Origin of the sequence: Pseudomonas sp. LRF_L74, from assembly GCF_965644255.1 — a bacterium.
Classification (GTDB): Bacteria; Pseudomonadota; Gammaproteobacteria; order Pseudomonadales; family Pseudomonadaceae; genus Aquipseudomonas.
Genome location: NZ_CBFFRH010000006.1, coordinates 125,703 through 141,378, shown reverse-complemented (window position 1 = coordinate 141,378; position 15,676 = coordinate 125,703). Strand labels below are relative to the sequence as shown.

The following is a 15,676-nucleotide window of genomic DNA, read 5'->3' as shown; positions in this document are numbered from 1 at the left end:
AACAGCGCTCTTCCCGGCGGTTCGCGGGTCTGTGCGAGAATGCCCGCCTTTTTCCAAGAACACCGACCATGCCGCTTCTCATCACGCCTTTCGCCGAACGGGAGCTGATCCGTCAGCCGCATCAGCCGAACGAGCCCTTGCAGGCCTTCGACGCCGCCGACGAGTACCTGCTCAAGCATATCCACGAGCAGGGGTTGCCGAGCGGCTGCCGGGTGTTGCTGCTCAACGACGGCTTCGGTGCCCTGGCCTGTTCACTCGCAGGGCATGCGCAGGTGACCAGCAGCACTGACTCGTACCTGGGCCAGGCAGCCTTGCACAAGAACCTGCAGGACAACGGCCTGCCCCTGGCGTCGGTGAAGTTCGTGCCGGCCAGCGAAACGCCCCACGGGCCATTCGACCTGGTGCTGATCCGCGTGCCCAAGACCCTGGCCTTGCTCGAGGAACAACTGATCCGCCTGCACGGCCAACTCGCCGACGGCGCCCAGGTCATCGCCGGAGCGATGATCAAGCACCTGCCTCGGGCGGCAGGCGACCTGCTGGAACGCTACGTCGGCCCGGTGCAGGCATCGCTGGCGGTGAAGAAAGCCCGCCTGCTGGTCGCCACGCCCGCGTACAAACCCCAGCCGACCTCGCCCTATCCGACCCGCTATCGCCTGGACAAGCCGGCCATCGAGCTGCTCAACCACGCCAACCTGTTCTGCCGTGAAGGCCTGGATATCGGCACCCGCGCCTTTCTGCCGCATCTGCCGCAAGCCCTCGGCGAACGCCGCGTGGCCGACCTCGGCTGCGGCAACGGCGTGCTCGGCATCGTCTACGCCCTGAGTAATCCCCAGGCTCATATGACCCTGGTCGACGAATCCTACATGGCCGTGCAGTCGGCCCGGGAGAACTGGCGGGCGGCGCTGGGCGAACGCCCGGCAGATATCCGCGCGGGAGACGGCCTGGCCGAGCAAGCGGCGGACTCCCTCGACCTGGTGCTGTGCAACCCGCCGTTCCACCAGCAGCAGGTGGTCGGCGACTTCCTCGCCTGGCGCATGTTCCAGCAGGCACGCGCGGCGCTGGTAGCGGGTGGTGAACTGTGGATCGTCGGCAACCGCCATCTCGGCTACCACGCCAAGCTCAAACGCTTGTTCCGTGGCGTGGAGCAGGTTGCCGCCACGCCGAAGTTCGTCGTGCTGAAGGCTGGCAAATAATCGACAGCGGCGATATTTACCATTACAGATATCGACTTTTTTATCTGATCATTGAATTTAACAATAGGCACCACTTCCCCAACGACCCCAATGAGGTGCCTCAAATGAAACGTCCACTCTTCGCCCTGCTGCTCGTCGCCGGCCTGTCTTCCGCGGCGTTCGCCACACCACGCGACGGCAGCCATGGCAACAATGCACTGAACAGCGACAGCAGCCAGCAGTCCCATGCCGCGATCACTGTCGCCGAGCACAAGCCGGTCATTCGCAGCGGCAGCCACGGCAACAACGACTACGCCGGCGTGATTCGCTTCACTACCCTGGTCGCATGAACGTGACGGCGCCGTTCAGGCGCGCAGAAAAGACAAGGGCGCCCATGCAGGCGCCCTTTCCATTTGTGCGGCTGACTCAGAAATCCACGGTCGCCGAGACTTTCAGCGTGCGTGGCGCGCCCTGGGTCAGGTAGCCGCCGTTGGTCGAGGCCCAGTAGTCCTTGTCGGCGACGTTCTCCAGGCTCGCGCGCACGGTAACGTCGCGCTGATCGACCTTGAACGCGTAGCGAGCGCCCAGGTCGACACGGGTCCAGGCCGGGATGCTGTAGACGTTGCCGGTGTCATAGAACTGCCCGCCGGTGCGCAACAGCAGGCCATTGAGCGCCAGGCCGGGGACGCCGGGCACGTCCCAGTCCGCACTCACGTTGAACTGGAACTCCGGCACGCCCACGGCGCGATTGCCATCGTTGGTTCCTCCCGCCGTACCACTCAGTTCGGTGTCGATCAGCGTACCGCCGGCCAGCAGGCGCAGACCGGGCAGAGGCTCGCCGAACACACTCAACTCGATGCCCTGGTTACGCTGTTCGGCATCCACGCGATATACCAGGTCGGTACCGGTCACGCCCTGGGGCAGCTCGATGCGATACACGCCCAGGCTGCCGCCGTAGGTGCCCCAGTCCAGCTTGACGCCCACCTCGGTCTGATTCGCCCGGTAGGGCGCGAACATTTCGCCATAGTTGCTCGATGCGCTCGGCGCGGTTGGTCCCTGAATGAGCGACTCGATATGGTTGGCGTAGATCGACAGGTAGTCGGTGGGCTTGATGACCAGGCCGTAGATCGGCGTGACGATGCTCTTGTCGTAATCCGACGTACGAATGCCGGTGCCTGCGTTCCAGGCGTCCGCGCCGATGGACTGCCGGCGCACGCCGAGCGTCAGCAGCACGCGCTCGTCCAGGAAGCCCAGGGTGTCTGAAAGCGCCAGGCTGCGGTTGCGCACCTTCGCCGTGGTGCGTGGGTCGTGAAGGTCGCCGGTCGCGGTCGCCAGCGGCGGGGCCACATCCACCGGCTCATAGAGATTGCTATAGCGACGATTGCCGGTCGCGGTCGACTCGAAGGCATTGCGCTTTTCCTGCCACAGGCCATTCACCGCCAGGTTCAGTTGATGGCTCACCGGCCCAGTCACCAGGCTGCCACGCAAGCCGGCCACCGTGCTGAGGGTCTCCTGGTCGAGCGGCGAGTAGAGGCGACCAATGCGCGAAGACCCATCGAGCGCGTAGACATAGGACGAACCATAGACACCGTTCTCACGCGTGTACTTGCCGCCCGCCGCCATGTACGCGGTCCAGTGCTCGCTCAGGTCATACTCGGCGTTGACCATGGCGAAGGTATCCTCCAACTGCGACCAGCTCCACGGCTGGGCATAGTTGGTGGTCGAGTCCGGGGCCTTGGGAACCTTGCCACCGAGCGCGGTGCCGGCGGTCAGGTACACCGGCGAGCGGCCCTCGTTGAGGCGTTGTTTCTGATAGCCGAAGTCAGTGGAAAGCCGCAGCCTTTCACCACGGAAATCCAGGCCGAATGCGGCCATCGTGAAGTGGCTGTGTTCATCCTCGACCGCCGTCTCGCCGTCACGCTTGGCCAGATTGGCGCGCACGCCGAAACGGTTGTCTTCGCCGAAGCGCTGGCCCAGGTCGACATGCCCGCCGGTCCGACTGTCGCTGGCGTAGTCCAGCGTGACGCTACGCGTGGGCGTGTCCTCGGCATGCTTGGAGACGACGTTGATCGCCCCGCCGATACCGCTGCCGCCGGGCGCCGCGCCATTGAGAAAGGCATTCGCGCCCTTGAATACCTCGACCCGCTCGATGGCCTCGGTGCCGATGATCTGCCGCGGCAGAATGCCGTAGAGCCCATTGAAGGCGATGTCATCGGTGTACAACTGGAAGCCACGGATCACGAAGACCTGGGAAAAGTTGCCGAACCCATAGGATTGGCGGACCGCCGGATCACTGTTGAGCACATCGCCGAGCGTCTGCGCCTGGCGGCTCTCGATCAGCTCGCGGGTATAGCTGGTGAAGCTGAAGGGCACGTCCTGCATGTCCTGGTTACCCAGCATGCCAATGCGCCCACCGCGGGCGACCTGGCCGCCAGCGTATGGGCTCGGCAGGTCGGCACGGCCATTGCCCTGGCCAGTGACGCGGGTGGCATCCAGTTGCAACGAACCGTCGGTGGCCGCCGGCAGCAGGGTGACCGTGCCATCGTCGCCGGTGTGGAAGGTCAGGCCGCTGCCCTGCAGCAGGCGCTGCAAGCCTTCGCTGATCGAGAAGTCGCCTTTCAACGCCGCGCTGGTCGCGCCGCCACGGGTCAGGCTCGCGTCATACAGCAGGCGCACATTGGCCTGTTCGGCGAAATCGGTGAGCGCGCTTTCCAGGCTTTGGGCCGGGACGTCGAGTTCGATGGCGAAGGCGCCGGATGCGCCAAGCGCGAGGGGAATGGCGAAAAACGCCGAAGACAGACGGGTCGACCGCATGGGAAATTCCTGTGCTCCGCAGAGTGGTTCGTATATGCGGGGACAGAAGACGAAAGCGGCGTGGATTTCTGAACCGGGATGAGAATTATTTTTTGCCGTTCGTCGGTAGCCACGGATCGGCATCACGACTCGTCACCAAGACCACCCCCGGCAGGCGCACCAGGCGTACCGGCAGGTTGTGCTCGATGGCGGCCATCACCGCTTGCGGGTCGTCGAGGGCGAACACGCCGGTGACCCGCAGATCGCGCGTGGCCTGGTCGAGGAAGACCACGCGGGCGCGCTGGCTGCGCTGCAGCTCGGCGAACACGTCGCTCAGCGCGCGTGAGCGGAACACCAGCTTGCCGCGTTGCCAGGCCAGGCGTTGGCGGGCATCCAGCGGCTGCACGGCCTCGCGCTGGCCTGCCAGCCATTGCACCTGTTGTTCGGCGTTGACCGCCACCGCCGGCTGGCTCGCGCTGGCGGCCTGCACTTGGCCGTGCGTCACCGCGAGCAGCACCTTGTCGTCGCCCAGGTTGACGTCGAAGCGCGTGCCGGTGACACGAATGCGCGCGGCGCCGGCTTCGACGAAGAAGGGTTTGCCGGCGTCCGGCGCCACCTGGAAATCCGCTTCGCCACGGTACAGGCGCACCTCGCGGCGGTCGCCATGCGGGCTCCAGTCCAGCGCGGTATCGCCGTTGAGGGTCAGCACCGAACCATCGTCCAGGCGCACCTCACGCACCTCGCCCGGCGCCGTGTGGATATCCGCGTAGAGACCGACCCACAGCCCTTGCGGCAGCCAGGCCGCCAGCGCCAGGGACGCTGCCGTGGCCAGCGGCACGGCCCAGCGCAACCGGCGGCTACGCCGCGTCAGCGGGACAACCTGGCTATCCGGCTCAAGGTCGGCCGCGCGCTCGCCAACCTGGCCGAGCAGCGCCCACAGGCTTTCCACCTCTCGCACGGCGGCCTCATGCTCGGGCGCAGCCTGGCGCCAGGCCGCTGCGGCTTCACGGTCGGCGGCAGTGGCGCGTCCGGAGTGCAGCAGCACCTGCCATTCCCGGGCCTGGGCGAGAAGCGTGGAACGTGAAATCACGGGAGGCTGTCCATGTGCTGCTGGCAATGTTCGAGAGCCTGAAGGATATAGCGTCCGGCCATTCTTTCCGAGACCCCGAGGCGCTCGCCGATTTCACGCTGGGTCAGGCCATCGAGTCGATTCCACAGCAGGGCCTGGCGCAGATGGGGCGGCAACGCCTGCAACACCTCACGCAGGCGCATCAGGCTTTCACTGCCGCTGGCGGCCCGTTCCGGGTCAGGCTGTTCGGATACCAGCTCATCGCTGACGATCTCCTGGCTGGGCCGCGCGTCCTGTTGACGGCGGTGATCGATGACCAGATTGCGCGCGATGCGGTAGAGGAAGGCGCGCAGGTTGCCAATCTCCGTCGCGCCGCGCCGATTGAAGCGCAGCCAGGTTTCCTGACGCAGATCGGCAGCCAATTCCGAGCACTTCACCTGACGCACGAGAAAACGCAGCAGTTCACCGGAGTGACGCTGGAACTGGCTGTCTTCTGATTGCGGGTCCGACACGACGCGCCCTGGCTGTTCGACGAGAAGACGGGAAAATATATCTGTTGAGAACAACTTTCAATTGTATTGCGACCATCGTGTCGTCACTTGGCAGAAAATCATCCTCATCGGGGCTCGATCAACCGGCGCAACGCGTCGCTGACCGGCATCCGCCGCACCGCACTGACTCGGGCCCGCCCACGCTCAGTGCGCATGGCCGTGCGCCCCGGCCAGTTCATCGCGGGCCTGGCGCAGCACCTGGATGGACGCGCTGATCGCCAGGCACCCCATGACCGATGCCACCATCAGGTCCGGCCAGGCACTGCCAGTACCGAATACCCCCAGGGCGGCCAGCAGGACCGCGAGATTGCCCAGGGCATCGTTGCGTGTGCACAGCCAGACGCTGCGCATGTTGCTGTCGCCCTCGCGGTAGGCATAGAGCAACGCGGCGACCGCCAGGTTGGTCAACAGCGCCATGACGCCGATCACGCCCATGGCCGGCGCGCTCGGCACCTCGCCCCGGAACAGTTGCCAGAGCGCCATGCCCAGTACGCCGACGCCGAAGGCCAACATGCACAGCGCCTTGAATTGCGAGGCGCGGGCGCGCATCGCCAGGCCCATGCCCAGCACCCAGAGGCTGATGCCATAGTTGGCCGCATCGCCGAGAAAGTCCGCCGAATCGGCCAGCAGCGCCACCGAACCGGCACTGACGCCCGCGATGATCTCAACGGCGAACATGGCGAAGTTGGCCAGCAGGGCGATCCACAGAATGCGCTTGTAGCGTTGCGAAGCACGTGGATCGGGTTCGTGGTTACAACAATGTGCGCTCATGGGTGTTCCTCCGATTCAGGACTGGCGCTACGCTAAACCCTGTAGCGACTACGGAGTCAACCATGAGCAAACCCCTGACCATCGGTGCCCTGAGCCGTGACAGTGGCGTCAACCTGGAAACCATCCGCTTCTATGAACGCAGCGGCCTGCTGCCCGCGCCCAAGCGCAGCGCCTCGGGCTATCGCCATTACGAAAGCGTCGACGTTCGCCGCCTGCGCTTCATCCGTCGTGGCCGCGAACTGGGCTTCAGCCTGGAGGAAATCCGCAGCCTGCTCGACCTGGCCGCCCACCCCGAACAGCCTTGCGATACCGCCGACCGCATGGCTCGCGAGCATCTGCTGGCCGTCGAAGCGCGTATCCGCGATCTGCAGAACATGCAGGCCGAGCTGCACAAACTGGCCGCCTGCCACAGTGGCCATGCCGAACATTGCCGGCTGCTGGAGGCCTTGGCAGACAAGGACTGCTGCCTGCCGGGACAGCAGGAAGGCGGTTGAAAACCGCACCCGCCACGGGGTCGTTTTGGCCACGGCCTGCTGAGTCGTGCCTCAGCGCTGCAGTGCGCCCGCCAGGCGCAACGCCTCTTCGGCAGAACGGAATCCGCTAATCACGATACGGCCATCGTCGATCGGCGCCTCGACCAGGGGCGCAAGACGCAATTGGCCATCGACCAGAATCGCCAGCGGTTGCCCCAGTTCGCCACGGGTCAAGCGCTCCAGATCATTGCGGCCCTCGGGATTGAAGGTCAGCAACACGACCGGTTGGCCGCTCTCGTCGAACAATGCCTCGGCGCTGTCCAGGTCGTACTCGTCGAGTCGGGCGCGCGGCTCGACCCAGTAGGGCAGTTCGCTGCGCTCGTAGCTCATGCGTATCCAGCCTGGGTGGTCGCTGGTTGCCGCGCGGTGCAACCCCAGGCCATGGCGTGACGGTGGCGAGTCGCTGGAGCAGGCGTTGAGGACGAACATGCCGGCCAGGACGAGCGCGAACGACCGCCAGCGTTGCATGGGTAGCCGATCCATGGGTTTTCTCCTGCGGCGTTGCGGTGTGTATCTGACCGGCCAGGAGCGCCGTGGTTCGCGTGGTCAGAAATTCACCAGGGCCTGGTGAGCTGCTATGATGCGCGCCTTTTTTCGACCGCCCGGCATGCACGCCCTGTGCTTGACTTGTGCCGGTCGCAACGCCGCCGAGATCGTCACCATGCTGGAAAGACTCTTCCAACTCAGTGCCCATGGCACCACGGTTCGCCGCGAACTGCTCGCAGGGCTGACCACCTTCCTGACCATGGCCTACATCCTCTTCGTCAACCCGGAAATCCTCGGCAAGACCGGCATGGACGTCGGCGCGGTATTCGTCGCCACCTGCCTGGCCGCGGCCTTCGGCTCGCTGGTCATGGGCCTGGTCGCCAATTACCCGATCGCCCTCGCCCCCGGCATGGGCCTCAACGCCTTCTTCACCTTCACCGTGGTCATGCACCTGGGCCACAGTTGGCAGACGGCACTGGGCGCGGTGTTCATCTCGGCCACGCTGTTCTTCCTGCTCTCGGTGTTGCGCATCCGCGAATGGATCGTCAACAGCATCCCGCTACCGCTGCGCTCGGCCATCGCCGCCGGCATCGGCCTGTTCCTCGCCCTGATCGCCCTGCAACAGGCCGGCCTGGTGGTGGACAACCCGGCGACCCTGGTCGGCCTCGGCGATCTCGGCGCTCCCGGCCCGCTGCTGGCGATCCTCGGTTTCTTCCTGATCGTCGCCCTGGAGGCGCGCCGCGTGACCGGCGCGGTGATGATCGGCATCCTCGCCGTGACCCTGATCGCCGTGGCCATCGGCCTCACGCCGTTCCGGGGCGTGGTGTCGATGCCGCCGTCGCTGGCCCCGACCTTCCTGCAACTGGACATCATGGGCGCCCTGGACGTGGGCATGATCAGCGTGATCTTCGCCTTCCTGTTCGTCGACCTGTTCGACAACACCGGCACCCTGATCGGTGTGGCCAAGCGCGCCGGCCTGATGCGTGCCGATGGCCACCTGCCGAAAATGGGCCGCGCACTGATCGCCGACAGCACCGCCGCCATGGGTGGCTCGCTGCTCGGCACCTCGACCACCACCAGTTACATCGAGTCGGCCTCGGGCGTCGCCGCGGGCGGGCGCACCGGACTGACCGCCTGCGTGGTCGCCGCGCTGTTCCTGCTCGCCCTGTTCTTCGCCCCGCTGGCCGGCACCGTGCCCGCCTACGCGACCGCGCCCGCCTTGCTGTTCGTCGCGGTGCTGATGACCTCCGGCCTGGCCGAGATCGACTGGCATGACATCACTGAAGCCGCGCCGGTGGTGATCACCGCCCTGGCCATGCCGCTGACCTACTCCATCGCCAACGGCATCGCCTTCGGCTTCATCGCCTGGGTGATGATCAAGACCCTGGCGGGGCGCTTCAAGGATCTCAACCCGGCCCTGGTGATTCTCGCCGCGCTGTTCGTCGTCAAGTTCGCCTTCGGTACCGCCGCATGAGCCTGATTCGCAACCCTGAAAGCTACGCCGTACAGCTCGACGAGAAAGCCGCCCGCCTGCGCGACCTGCTCGCGCCTTTCGCCGCTCCCGAGCCGCAAGTCTTCGACTCGCCTTGGGAGCACTACCGCCTGCGCGCGGAGTTCCGCCTGTGGCGCGAAGGCGAGGATCGGCACTACGCGATGTTCGCCGCCGGCGACAAGCACACGCCGATCCTGATCGACGACTTCCCCATCGCCAGCCAACGCATCAATCAACTGATGCCGCGACTGAAAGCAGCGTGGCAGGCCAGCAAGGCGCTGTCGTTCAAGCTGTTCCAGGTCGAATTCCTCACCACCCTTTCTGGCGATGCGCTGATCACCCTCTGCTACCACCGCCCGCTGGATGCCGCCTGGCAGGCAGATGCCGAACGCCTGGCGGCCGACCTTGGCGTGAGCGTGATCGGCCGCTCCCGTGGCCAGCGCCTGGTGATCGGCCGGGATTTCGTCGAGGAACAACTGCAGGTCGCCGGCCGCACCTTCCGCTATCGCCAGCCGGAAGGCGCCTTCACCCAGCCCAACGGCATCGTCTGCCAGAAGATGCTGCAGTGGGCCTACGACGCCCTGGGCGAGCGCCAGGACGACCTGCTGGAGCTGTATTGCGGCAATGGCAACTTCACCCTGCCGCTGTCGACCCGCGTGCGCAAGGTGCTGGCCACCGAGATCAGCAAGAGTTCGGTCAACGCCGCCCTGGCCAACCTGGCCGATAACGCTATCGACAGCATCGAGCTGGTGCGCCTGTCCGCCGAGGAACTGACCCAGGCCCTGAACAATGTGCGTCCGTTTCGCCGCCTGGCCGGCATCGACCTCGCCTCGTACGACTTCGGCACGGTGTTCGTCGATCCGCCCCGCGCCGGCATGGACCCGGACACCTGCGAGCTGACCCGTCGCTTCGAGCGCATTCTCTATATCTCCTGCAACCCGGAGACCCTGGCGAGCAACATCGCGCAGTTGCACGACAGCCATCGCATCGAGCGCTGCGCCCTGTTCGACCAGTTCCCCTGGACCCACCACATGGAGTCGGGCGTGCTGCTGGTGCGACGCTAGTGGCGCGCTCATTACCCGGTTATTTTAAAATGCAAAAATAGAATAATAACAACAGCTATAAATGCACTAGCATCGGCGCTCTACATTCATCGAGCGACCGTACCGGCGGAGCCCGAACCCTACCCGGAGTCCGTCCATGCGTTTATCTACTTTCACCTCCCGCGGCCTGCTGCTCAGCCTGCTCGTCGCCGCTGCCGCCCAGGCGCAAGAGCTCCCGACTCTGCGCCTGGGCGATGTGAAAGGTGACCGTTATGCCTCGCTACGCGCCAGCGGCGAGCTGGAAAACCTGCCCTACAACGTGAAGCTGACCCCCTTCGCCGCCGGCGCACCGGTGCTCGAAGCCTTGAACGCCGATGCCTTGGACGTGGGTTTCACCGGCGACATCCCGTTCCTCTTCGTGCATGCCGCCGGCGCCCCGGTCAAAGCGGTGGGTGCCTGGCGCTATAACACCCACACCGTCGCCCTGGTGGTGAATGGCGACTCGCCCGTGAACAGTGTCGCGGACCTGAAGGGCAAGCGCATCGCGGTCAATCGCGGTGGCTGGGGTCACTTCCTGGCCCTGGGTCTGTTGGAGAGAAATGGCCTGAGCGAGCAAGACGTGGTTTTCTCCTTCCTCGGTCCGGTCGACGGCCGCGCGGCACTGGCACGCCAATCGGTCGACGCCTGGGTGCCGTGGGAACCCTACACCTCCAATGCCTTGCTGGTGGATCACGCCCGCGTGATTGCCGATGGCGACGGCATCATGACCGGTTACTCCTACGCCCTGGCCAGCGAAAAGGCCCTGGTCGACACACAGAAAAAGGCCTTGATCGCCGACCTGCTGGTGCGCCTGGCCCGTGCCCAGCAATGGGCGCTGGCCCATCCACAGGAAATGGCCGATGCCCTCGCCGAAGACCTCAAACTGCCGCCGCAGGTGGCCAAGCGCTGGGTCGAACAGGCGCAGATCACCCCGGTCGCCCTCGATGACACGGTTGCCGACAGCCTGCAGAAAGCCGCCGATTTCTTCCACCGCCACGGTGTCCTGCCCAAGGCGCTGCAGGTGAGGCAAGCCTTCGACTTCAGCCTGAACCAGGGGGTGGAAAACGTCGTGGAGACGGCGGCACGCTGACAGGCATTGCGCCTGCCGCAGATAAAACAACGGGGACCTTGCGGTCCCCGTTTTTTCACTCGGCGTCTTTGCTGGCCAGTGACGAACGCTCGTCCCAGCCACCGCCGAGGGCCTTGTACAGGTCGACCTCGCTGGTGAGCTGGTTGAGACGATCGCTGATCAGTTGCTGCTGGGCGCTGAACAACTGGCGCTGGGCGTCGAGCAGGGTCAGGTAGCTGTCCACGCCCGTGCGGAAGCGGCGATCGGCCAGGTTGTAGTAGTTCTGGCTGGTATCGACCAGGGCACGCTGGGCCTGCAGTTGCTCTTCGTAGGTGGTCCGTGCGGCAAGGCCGTCGGAAACCTCCTGGAACGCCGTCTGGATCGCCTTCTCGTAGGTCGCCACCTGCAGGTTCTTCTGCACCTTCACGTAGTCCAGGCTGGCACTCAGGGAGCCGGCGGTGAAGATCGGCAGGCTCAGTTGTGGCTGGAACAACCAGGTGCCGGAACCGCCGTCGAACAGACCGGAGAGCTGGCTGCTGGCGGTGCCGGCGCTGGCGGTCAGGCTGATGGTCGGGAAGAACGCGGCGCGGGCGGCGCCGATACTGGCATTGACCGCCTTGAGCTGGTGCTCGGCCTGGAGGATGTCCGGGCGGCGTTGCAGCAGATCGGACGGCAGGCCGGCCGGCACTTCGGCCAGGACATCGTCGTCGAGCGCCTGGCCTTGCGGCAGGTCGCCCGGCACGCCAGTGCCAAGCAGCAGGGCCAGGGCGTTGCGGTCCTGGGCAACCTGGCGCTGGTACTGGGCCAGCGTCGCCTGGGCGCTCTGCACGGACGTGCGGGCCTGAGCCAGGCTCAGGGCGTCGCTCACACCGACGTTGAAGCTGCGCTCGGTCAGGGCGTAGCTCTTCTGGTAGGTGTCCAGGGTATCGCGGGTCAGCTTGAGCAGGGCTTCGTCGGCCTGCAGGGTCAGGTAAGCGTTGGCCACGCTGGCGACCAGGCTGATCTGCGTGCTGCGCTGCCCTTGTTCAGTGGCGAAGTACTGCTCCAGGGCCTGCTGGCTGAGGCTGCGCAGGCGACCGAACAGATCCAGTTCCCAGGCACTGACACCGATGTTGGCGCTGTAAGTGCCGCTGACGGTTGTCTGGCCGCTCTGCGACAGGTCGGCCGGGGTGCGTTCGCGGGCACCGCTGCCGGCGATCGACACCGTCGGGAACAGGTTCGAACGCTGGATGCGGTACTGCGCGCGATAGGACTCGACGTTCAGCGCCGCGATACGCAGGTCGCGGTTATTGCTCAACGAGGTTTCGATCAGCCGTTGCAGCGCCGGATCGCGGAAGAACTCGCGCCAGCTCAGCTCGGCAGCCGCCTTGCTCGCCTGGGCGTTGCCGCTGCCGGCGTAGGCCTCGCCTTGAGGCCAGGCGTTTTCCACTGGCGAATCCGGACGCTGGTAGTCTGGAATCAGGGTGCAGCCGCCGAGCACGAAGCTGGCGACCGCGACAGACAACAGGGACAGCCTCATTCGGCAGCCTCCTTCTTGATGGCTTTTTTGCTGGCCCGGTCTCCGGACAGCGAGCAGACCAGCACATAGAACAACGGAATCCAGAAGATCGCCAGCACCGTCGCGCTGAGCATGCCGCCGATCACGCCGGTACCGATGGCGTGCTGGCTGCCCGAACCGGCGCCGCTGGAGATCGCCATCGGCAGCACGCCGAGGATGAACGCCAGCGAGGTCATGATGATCGGGCGCAGGCGCATGCGGCTGGCTTCGATGGCCGCGTCGACCAGGCTCTTGCCCTGTTCGTGCAATTCCTTGGCGAACTCGACGATGAGGATGGCGTTCTTCGCCGCCAGGCCGATGGTGGTCAACAGGCCGACGAGGAAGAATACGTCGTTGGACAGCCCCCTCATGCTGGTGAACACCAGCGCACCGATGACCCCCAACGGCACCACCAGCATCACCGCGAACGGGATCGACCAGCTTTCGTACAATGCCGCCAGGCAGAGGAACACTACCAGGATCGCGAGGGAGAACAGAGCGGTCGTCTGCGAACCGGCCAGACGCTCCTCGTAGGACAGGCCCGTCCAGGAGTAACCGATCCCCTGCGGCAGCTTAGCCATGATCTGCTCGACCGCCGCCATCGCCTCGCCGGAGCTGTAGCCGGGGGCCGGCTCACCGAGAATCTCGATGGCAGGCACGCCGTTGTAACGCGACAGTTTCGGCGAACCATAGACCCAGTGGCCGCTGGCAAAGGCGCTGAACGGCACCATTTCACCGCTGTCGTTGCGCACGAACCATTTCTGCAGGTCTTCCGGCTCCATCCGCGAGTTCGGCTGGCCCTGCAGATAGACCTTCTTCACCCGGCCACGGTCGATGAAGTCGTTCACATAGCTGGAGCCCCAGGCGATGCTCAGGGTGTCGTTGACATCCGACAGACTGACGCCGTGGGCACGGGCCTTCTCGTCGTCGATGTCGAGCTGGTACTGCGGCTCGTCGCTCAGGCCGTTGATCCGGGTCCGGATCAGCACCGGGTTCTTCGCCGCTTCCGCCATGAACTGCCCCGCGGCCTTGGTCAACTCGTCGTGGCCGACACCGGCCTGGTCCTGCAGGAACACGTCGAAACCGGTGGCGTTACCCAGCTCCAGCACCGCGGGCGGCGGGAAGGCGAAGACCATGGCGTCACGGAAGCTGAAGAAATGCTGCTGCGCCCGACCGGCCAGGGCGAACACGCTGTTCTGCGCGCCGGCACGCTCCTCCCAGGGCTTGAGCATGATGAACGCCATGCCCGAACTCTGGCCACGGCCGGCGAAGTTGAAGCCGGTCACGGTGAATACCGACTTGACCGCGCTGGTCTCGTCCTTGAGCAGGTAGGCGCGCATCTGGTCGACCACCGCCTGGGTCCGCTCGGCGCTGGAACCGGCCGGCGTCTGTACCTGGGCGAACAATACGCCCTGGTCCTCGTCCGGCAGGAACGAGGTCGGGATGCGGGTGAACATCCAGACCATGATGCCGACGATCACCAGGTACATCAGCAGGTACGGCGTCTTGTGCCGCAGCATGCTGCCGACGCTACGCTCGTAGCGGTGCACGTTGCGCTCGAAGGTGCGGTTGAACCAGCCGAAGAAGCCGCGCTTGCCTTCGCCGTGGTCGCCCTTCTTGATCGGCTTGAGCATGGTCGCGCACAGCGCCGGGGTGAATACCAGGGCGACCAGCACCGACAGGGCCATGGCCGAGACGATGGTGATCGAGAACTGCCGGTAGATCACCCCCGTGGAGCCGCTGAAGAACGCCATCGGCAGCAACACCGCCGAGAGCACCAGGGCGATACCGACCAGCGCGCCCTGGATCTGGCCCATGGACTTGCGTGTGGCTTCCAGTGGCGACAGGCCTTCTTCGGCCATCACCCGCTCGACGTTTTCCACCACCACGATGGCATCGTCCACCAGCAGGCCGATGGCCAGGACCATGGCGAACATGGTCAGGGTGTTGATGGTGAAGCCGCAGGCCGCCAGCACGCCGAAGGTACCGAGCAGGACCACCGGCACCGCCAGGGTCGGGATGATGGTGGCGCGCAAGTTCTGCAGGAACAGGAACATCACCAGGAACACCAGGACGATGGCCTCGCCCAGGGTATGCACCACGTTCTCGATGGAGGTGGAAACCACCGGCGTGGTGTCGTAGGGGAACACCACCTTCATGCCAGCCGGGAAGAACGGCTCCAGTTCCTTGATGGTCTCGCGGATCGCCTTGGCGGTGTCCAGCGCGTTGGCGCCGGTCGCCAGCTTGATCGCCATACCCGAGGCGGCGTTACCGTTGTACTGGGCGCTGATGCTGTAGTTCTCGCCGCCCAGCTCGACCTGGGCCACGTCACGCAGGCGGACCTGGGAACCGTCGCGGTTGACCTTGAGCAGGATCGCACTGAACTGTTCCGGCGTCTGCAAACGGGTCTTGCCGACGATGGTGGCGTTGAGCTGGGTGCCGGGGGCAGCCGGCAAGCCGCCGATCTGGCCGGAGGAAACCTGGACGTTCTGCGCCTGAATCGCCGTTTTCACGTCGACCGGGGTCAGCTGGAAATTGTTCAGTTTGGCCGGATCGAGCCAGATGCGCATGGCGTACTGGGCACCGAACACCTGGAAGTCACCCACTCCCTTGGTGCGCGAAATCGGGTCCTGAAGGTTGGAGACGATGTAGTCGGCCAGATCGCTCCTGTCCATGCTGCCGTCTTCGGAAACCACGCCGATCACCAGCAGGAAGTTCTTCACTGCCTTGGTCACGCGGAGACCCTGCTGCTGCACTTCCTGCGGCAACAACGGCGTCGCCAGTTGCAGCTTGTTCTGCACCTGAACCTGGGCGATGTCGGCATTGGTGCCCTGCTCGAAGGTCACGGTGATGGTCATACTGCCGTCGGCGTTACTCTCCGAGCTGATGTAGCGCAGCCCGTCGAGGCCGTTCATCTGCTGCTCAATCACCTGGACCACGGTGTCCTGCACGGTCTGCGCGGACGCGCCCGGGTAGGTCACCTGGATACTGATGGCCGGCGGGGCGATGCTCGGGTACTGGTTGATCGGCAACTTGAGGATGGACAGGCCGCCCGCCAGCATGATCACCAATGCGATCACCCAGGCGAAGATCGGCCGGTCGATAAAGAATCTCGACATCT

At 65.3% G+C, this 15,676-nt stretch carries 13 protein-coding genes; 6 read left to right on the top strand and 7 right to left on the bottom strand.

Going from position 1 to position 15,676, the window contains the following annotated elements; genetic code table 11:
• Positions 1 to 68: 68 nt before the first annotated feature.
• Together ACSZPK_RS16500 and ACSZPK_RS16495 are read left to right on the top strand one after the other, a co-directional pair.
• Positions 69 to 1,193 (top strand): methyltransferase, encoded by a 1,125-nt coding sequence (locus ACSZPK_RS16500; protein WP_437882559.1) that lies wholly within the window; start codon positions 69 to 71, stop codon positions 1,191 to 1,193.
• 104 nt (positions 1,194 to 1,297) lie between these two features.
• Positions 1,298 to 1,522, top strand: coding sequence for a hypothetical protein (locus ACSZPK_RS16495; RefSeq protein WP_437882558.1), 225 nt, complete (start codon positions 1,298 to 1,300; stop codon positions 1,520 to 1,522).
• Between the two features lie 76 nt (positions 1,523 to 1,598).
• Here the strand turns inward: ACSZPK_RS16495 and ACSZPK_RS16490 are convergent, their stop codons facing one another.
• From ACSZPK_RS16490 to ACSZPK_RS16475, 4 genes are all read right to left on the bottom strand, one after another.
• Positions 1,599 to 3,986, bottom strand: coding sequence for a TonB-dependent siderophore receptor (locus ACSZPK_RS16490; RefSeq protein WP_437882557.1), 2,388 nt, complete (start codon positions 3,984 to 3,986; stop codon positions 1,599 to 1,601).
• 85 nt (positions 3,987 to 4,071) lie between these two features.
• Positions 4,072 to 5,055, bottom strand: a complete 984-nt coding sequence (locus ACSZPK_RS16485) for a FecR family protein (RefSeq protein WP_437882556.1) — start codon at positions 5,053 to 5,055, stop codon at positions 4,072 to 4,074.
• Positions 5,052 to 5,546 (bottom strand): RNA polymerase sigma factor, encoded by a 495-nt coding sequence (locus ACSZPK_RS16480; RefSeq protein ID WP_437882555.1) that lies wholly within the window; start codon positions 5,544 to 5,546, stop codon positions 5,052 to 5,054. The genes ACSZPK_RS16485 and ACSZPK_RS16480 overlap by 4 nt, the downstream gene beginning before the upstream one ends.
• 183 nt (positions 5,547 to 5,729) lie before the next feature.
• Positions 5,730 to 6,356 (bottom strand): cation transporter, encoded by a 627-nt coding sequence (locus ACSZPK_RS16475; protein WP_437882554.1) that lies wholly within the window; start codon positions 6,354 to 6,356, stop codon positions 5,730 to 5,732.
• Between the two features lie 62 nt (positions 6,357 to 6,418).
• Here ACSZPK_RS16475 and ACSZPK_RS16470 point away from each other — a divergent pair, with 62 nt between their 5' ends.
• Positions 6,419 to 6,850, top strand: coding sequence for a MerR family DNA-binding protein (locus tag ACSZPK_RS16470; protein WP_437882553.1), 432 nt, complete (start codon positions 6,419 to 6,421; stop codon positions 6,848 to 6,850).
• Positions 6,851 to 6,901: 51 nt separating this feature from the next.
• On the opposite strand, the gene ACSZPK_RS16465 is transcribed toward ACSZPK_RS16470, so the two are convergent.
• Complete coding sequence (locus ACSZPK_RS16465; protein WP_437882552.1) at positions 6,902 to 7,372, bottom strand: SecDF P1 head subdomain-containing protein; 471 nt, start codon at positions 7,370 to 7,372, stop codon at positions 6,902 to 6,904.
• Between the two features lie 178 nt (positions 7,373 to 7,550).
• Between ACSZPK_RS16465 and ACSZPK_RS16460 the strand changes: the two genes are divergently transcribed.
• The 3 genes from ACSZPK_RS16460 to ACSZPK_RS16450 all read left to right on the top strand — a co-directional run bounded on the left by ACSZPK_RS16460 (position 7,551) and on the right by ACSZPK_RS16450 (position 11,039).
• Complete coding sequence (locus ACSZPK_RS16460) at positions 7,551 to 8,849, top strand: NCS2 family permease (RefSeq protein ID WP_437882868.1); 1,299 nt, start codon at positions 7,551 to 7,553, stop codon at positions 8,847 to 8,849.
• Positions 8,846 to 9,931: a tRNA (uridine(54)-C5)-methyltransferase TrmA gene (gene trmA / locus ACSZPK_RS16455; protein ID WP_437882551.1), complete on the top strand. Its 1,086-nt coding sequence runs from the start codon at positions 8,846 to 8,848 to the stop codon at positions 9,929 to 9,931. Before ACSZPK_RS16460 ends, trmA begins: the two co-directional genes overlap by 4 nt.
• Before the next feature lie 136 nt (positions 9,932 to 10,067).
• Entirely contained in the window at positions 10,068 to 11,039 is a 972-nt protein-coding gene (locus tag ACSZPK_RS16450) for an ABC transporter substrate-binding protein (RefSeq protein WP_437882550.1), read from the top strand.
• A gap of 55 nt (positions 11,040 to 11,094) precedes the next feature.
• Here ACSZPK_RS16450 and adeC read toward each other — a convergent pair whose 3' ends face one another.
• Positions 11,095 to 12,537, bottom strand: a complete 1,443-nt coding sequence (gene adeC, locus ACSZPK_RS16445; protein ID WP_437882549.1) for an AdeC/AdeK/OprM family multidrug efflux complex outer membrane factor — start codon at positions 12,535 to 12,537, stop codon at positions 11,095 to 11,097.
• A complete protein-coding gene (locus ACSZPK_RS16440) occupies positions 12,534 to 15,674 on the bottom strand; it encodes an efflux RND transporter permease subunit (protein WP_437882548.1) in 3,141 nt (1,046 codons plus the stop codon). The genes adeC and ACSZPK_RS16440 overlap by 4 nt, the downstream gene beginning before the upstream one ends.
• Between the last annotated feature and the right edge of the window lie 2 nt (positions 15,675 to 15,676).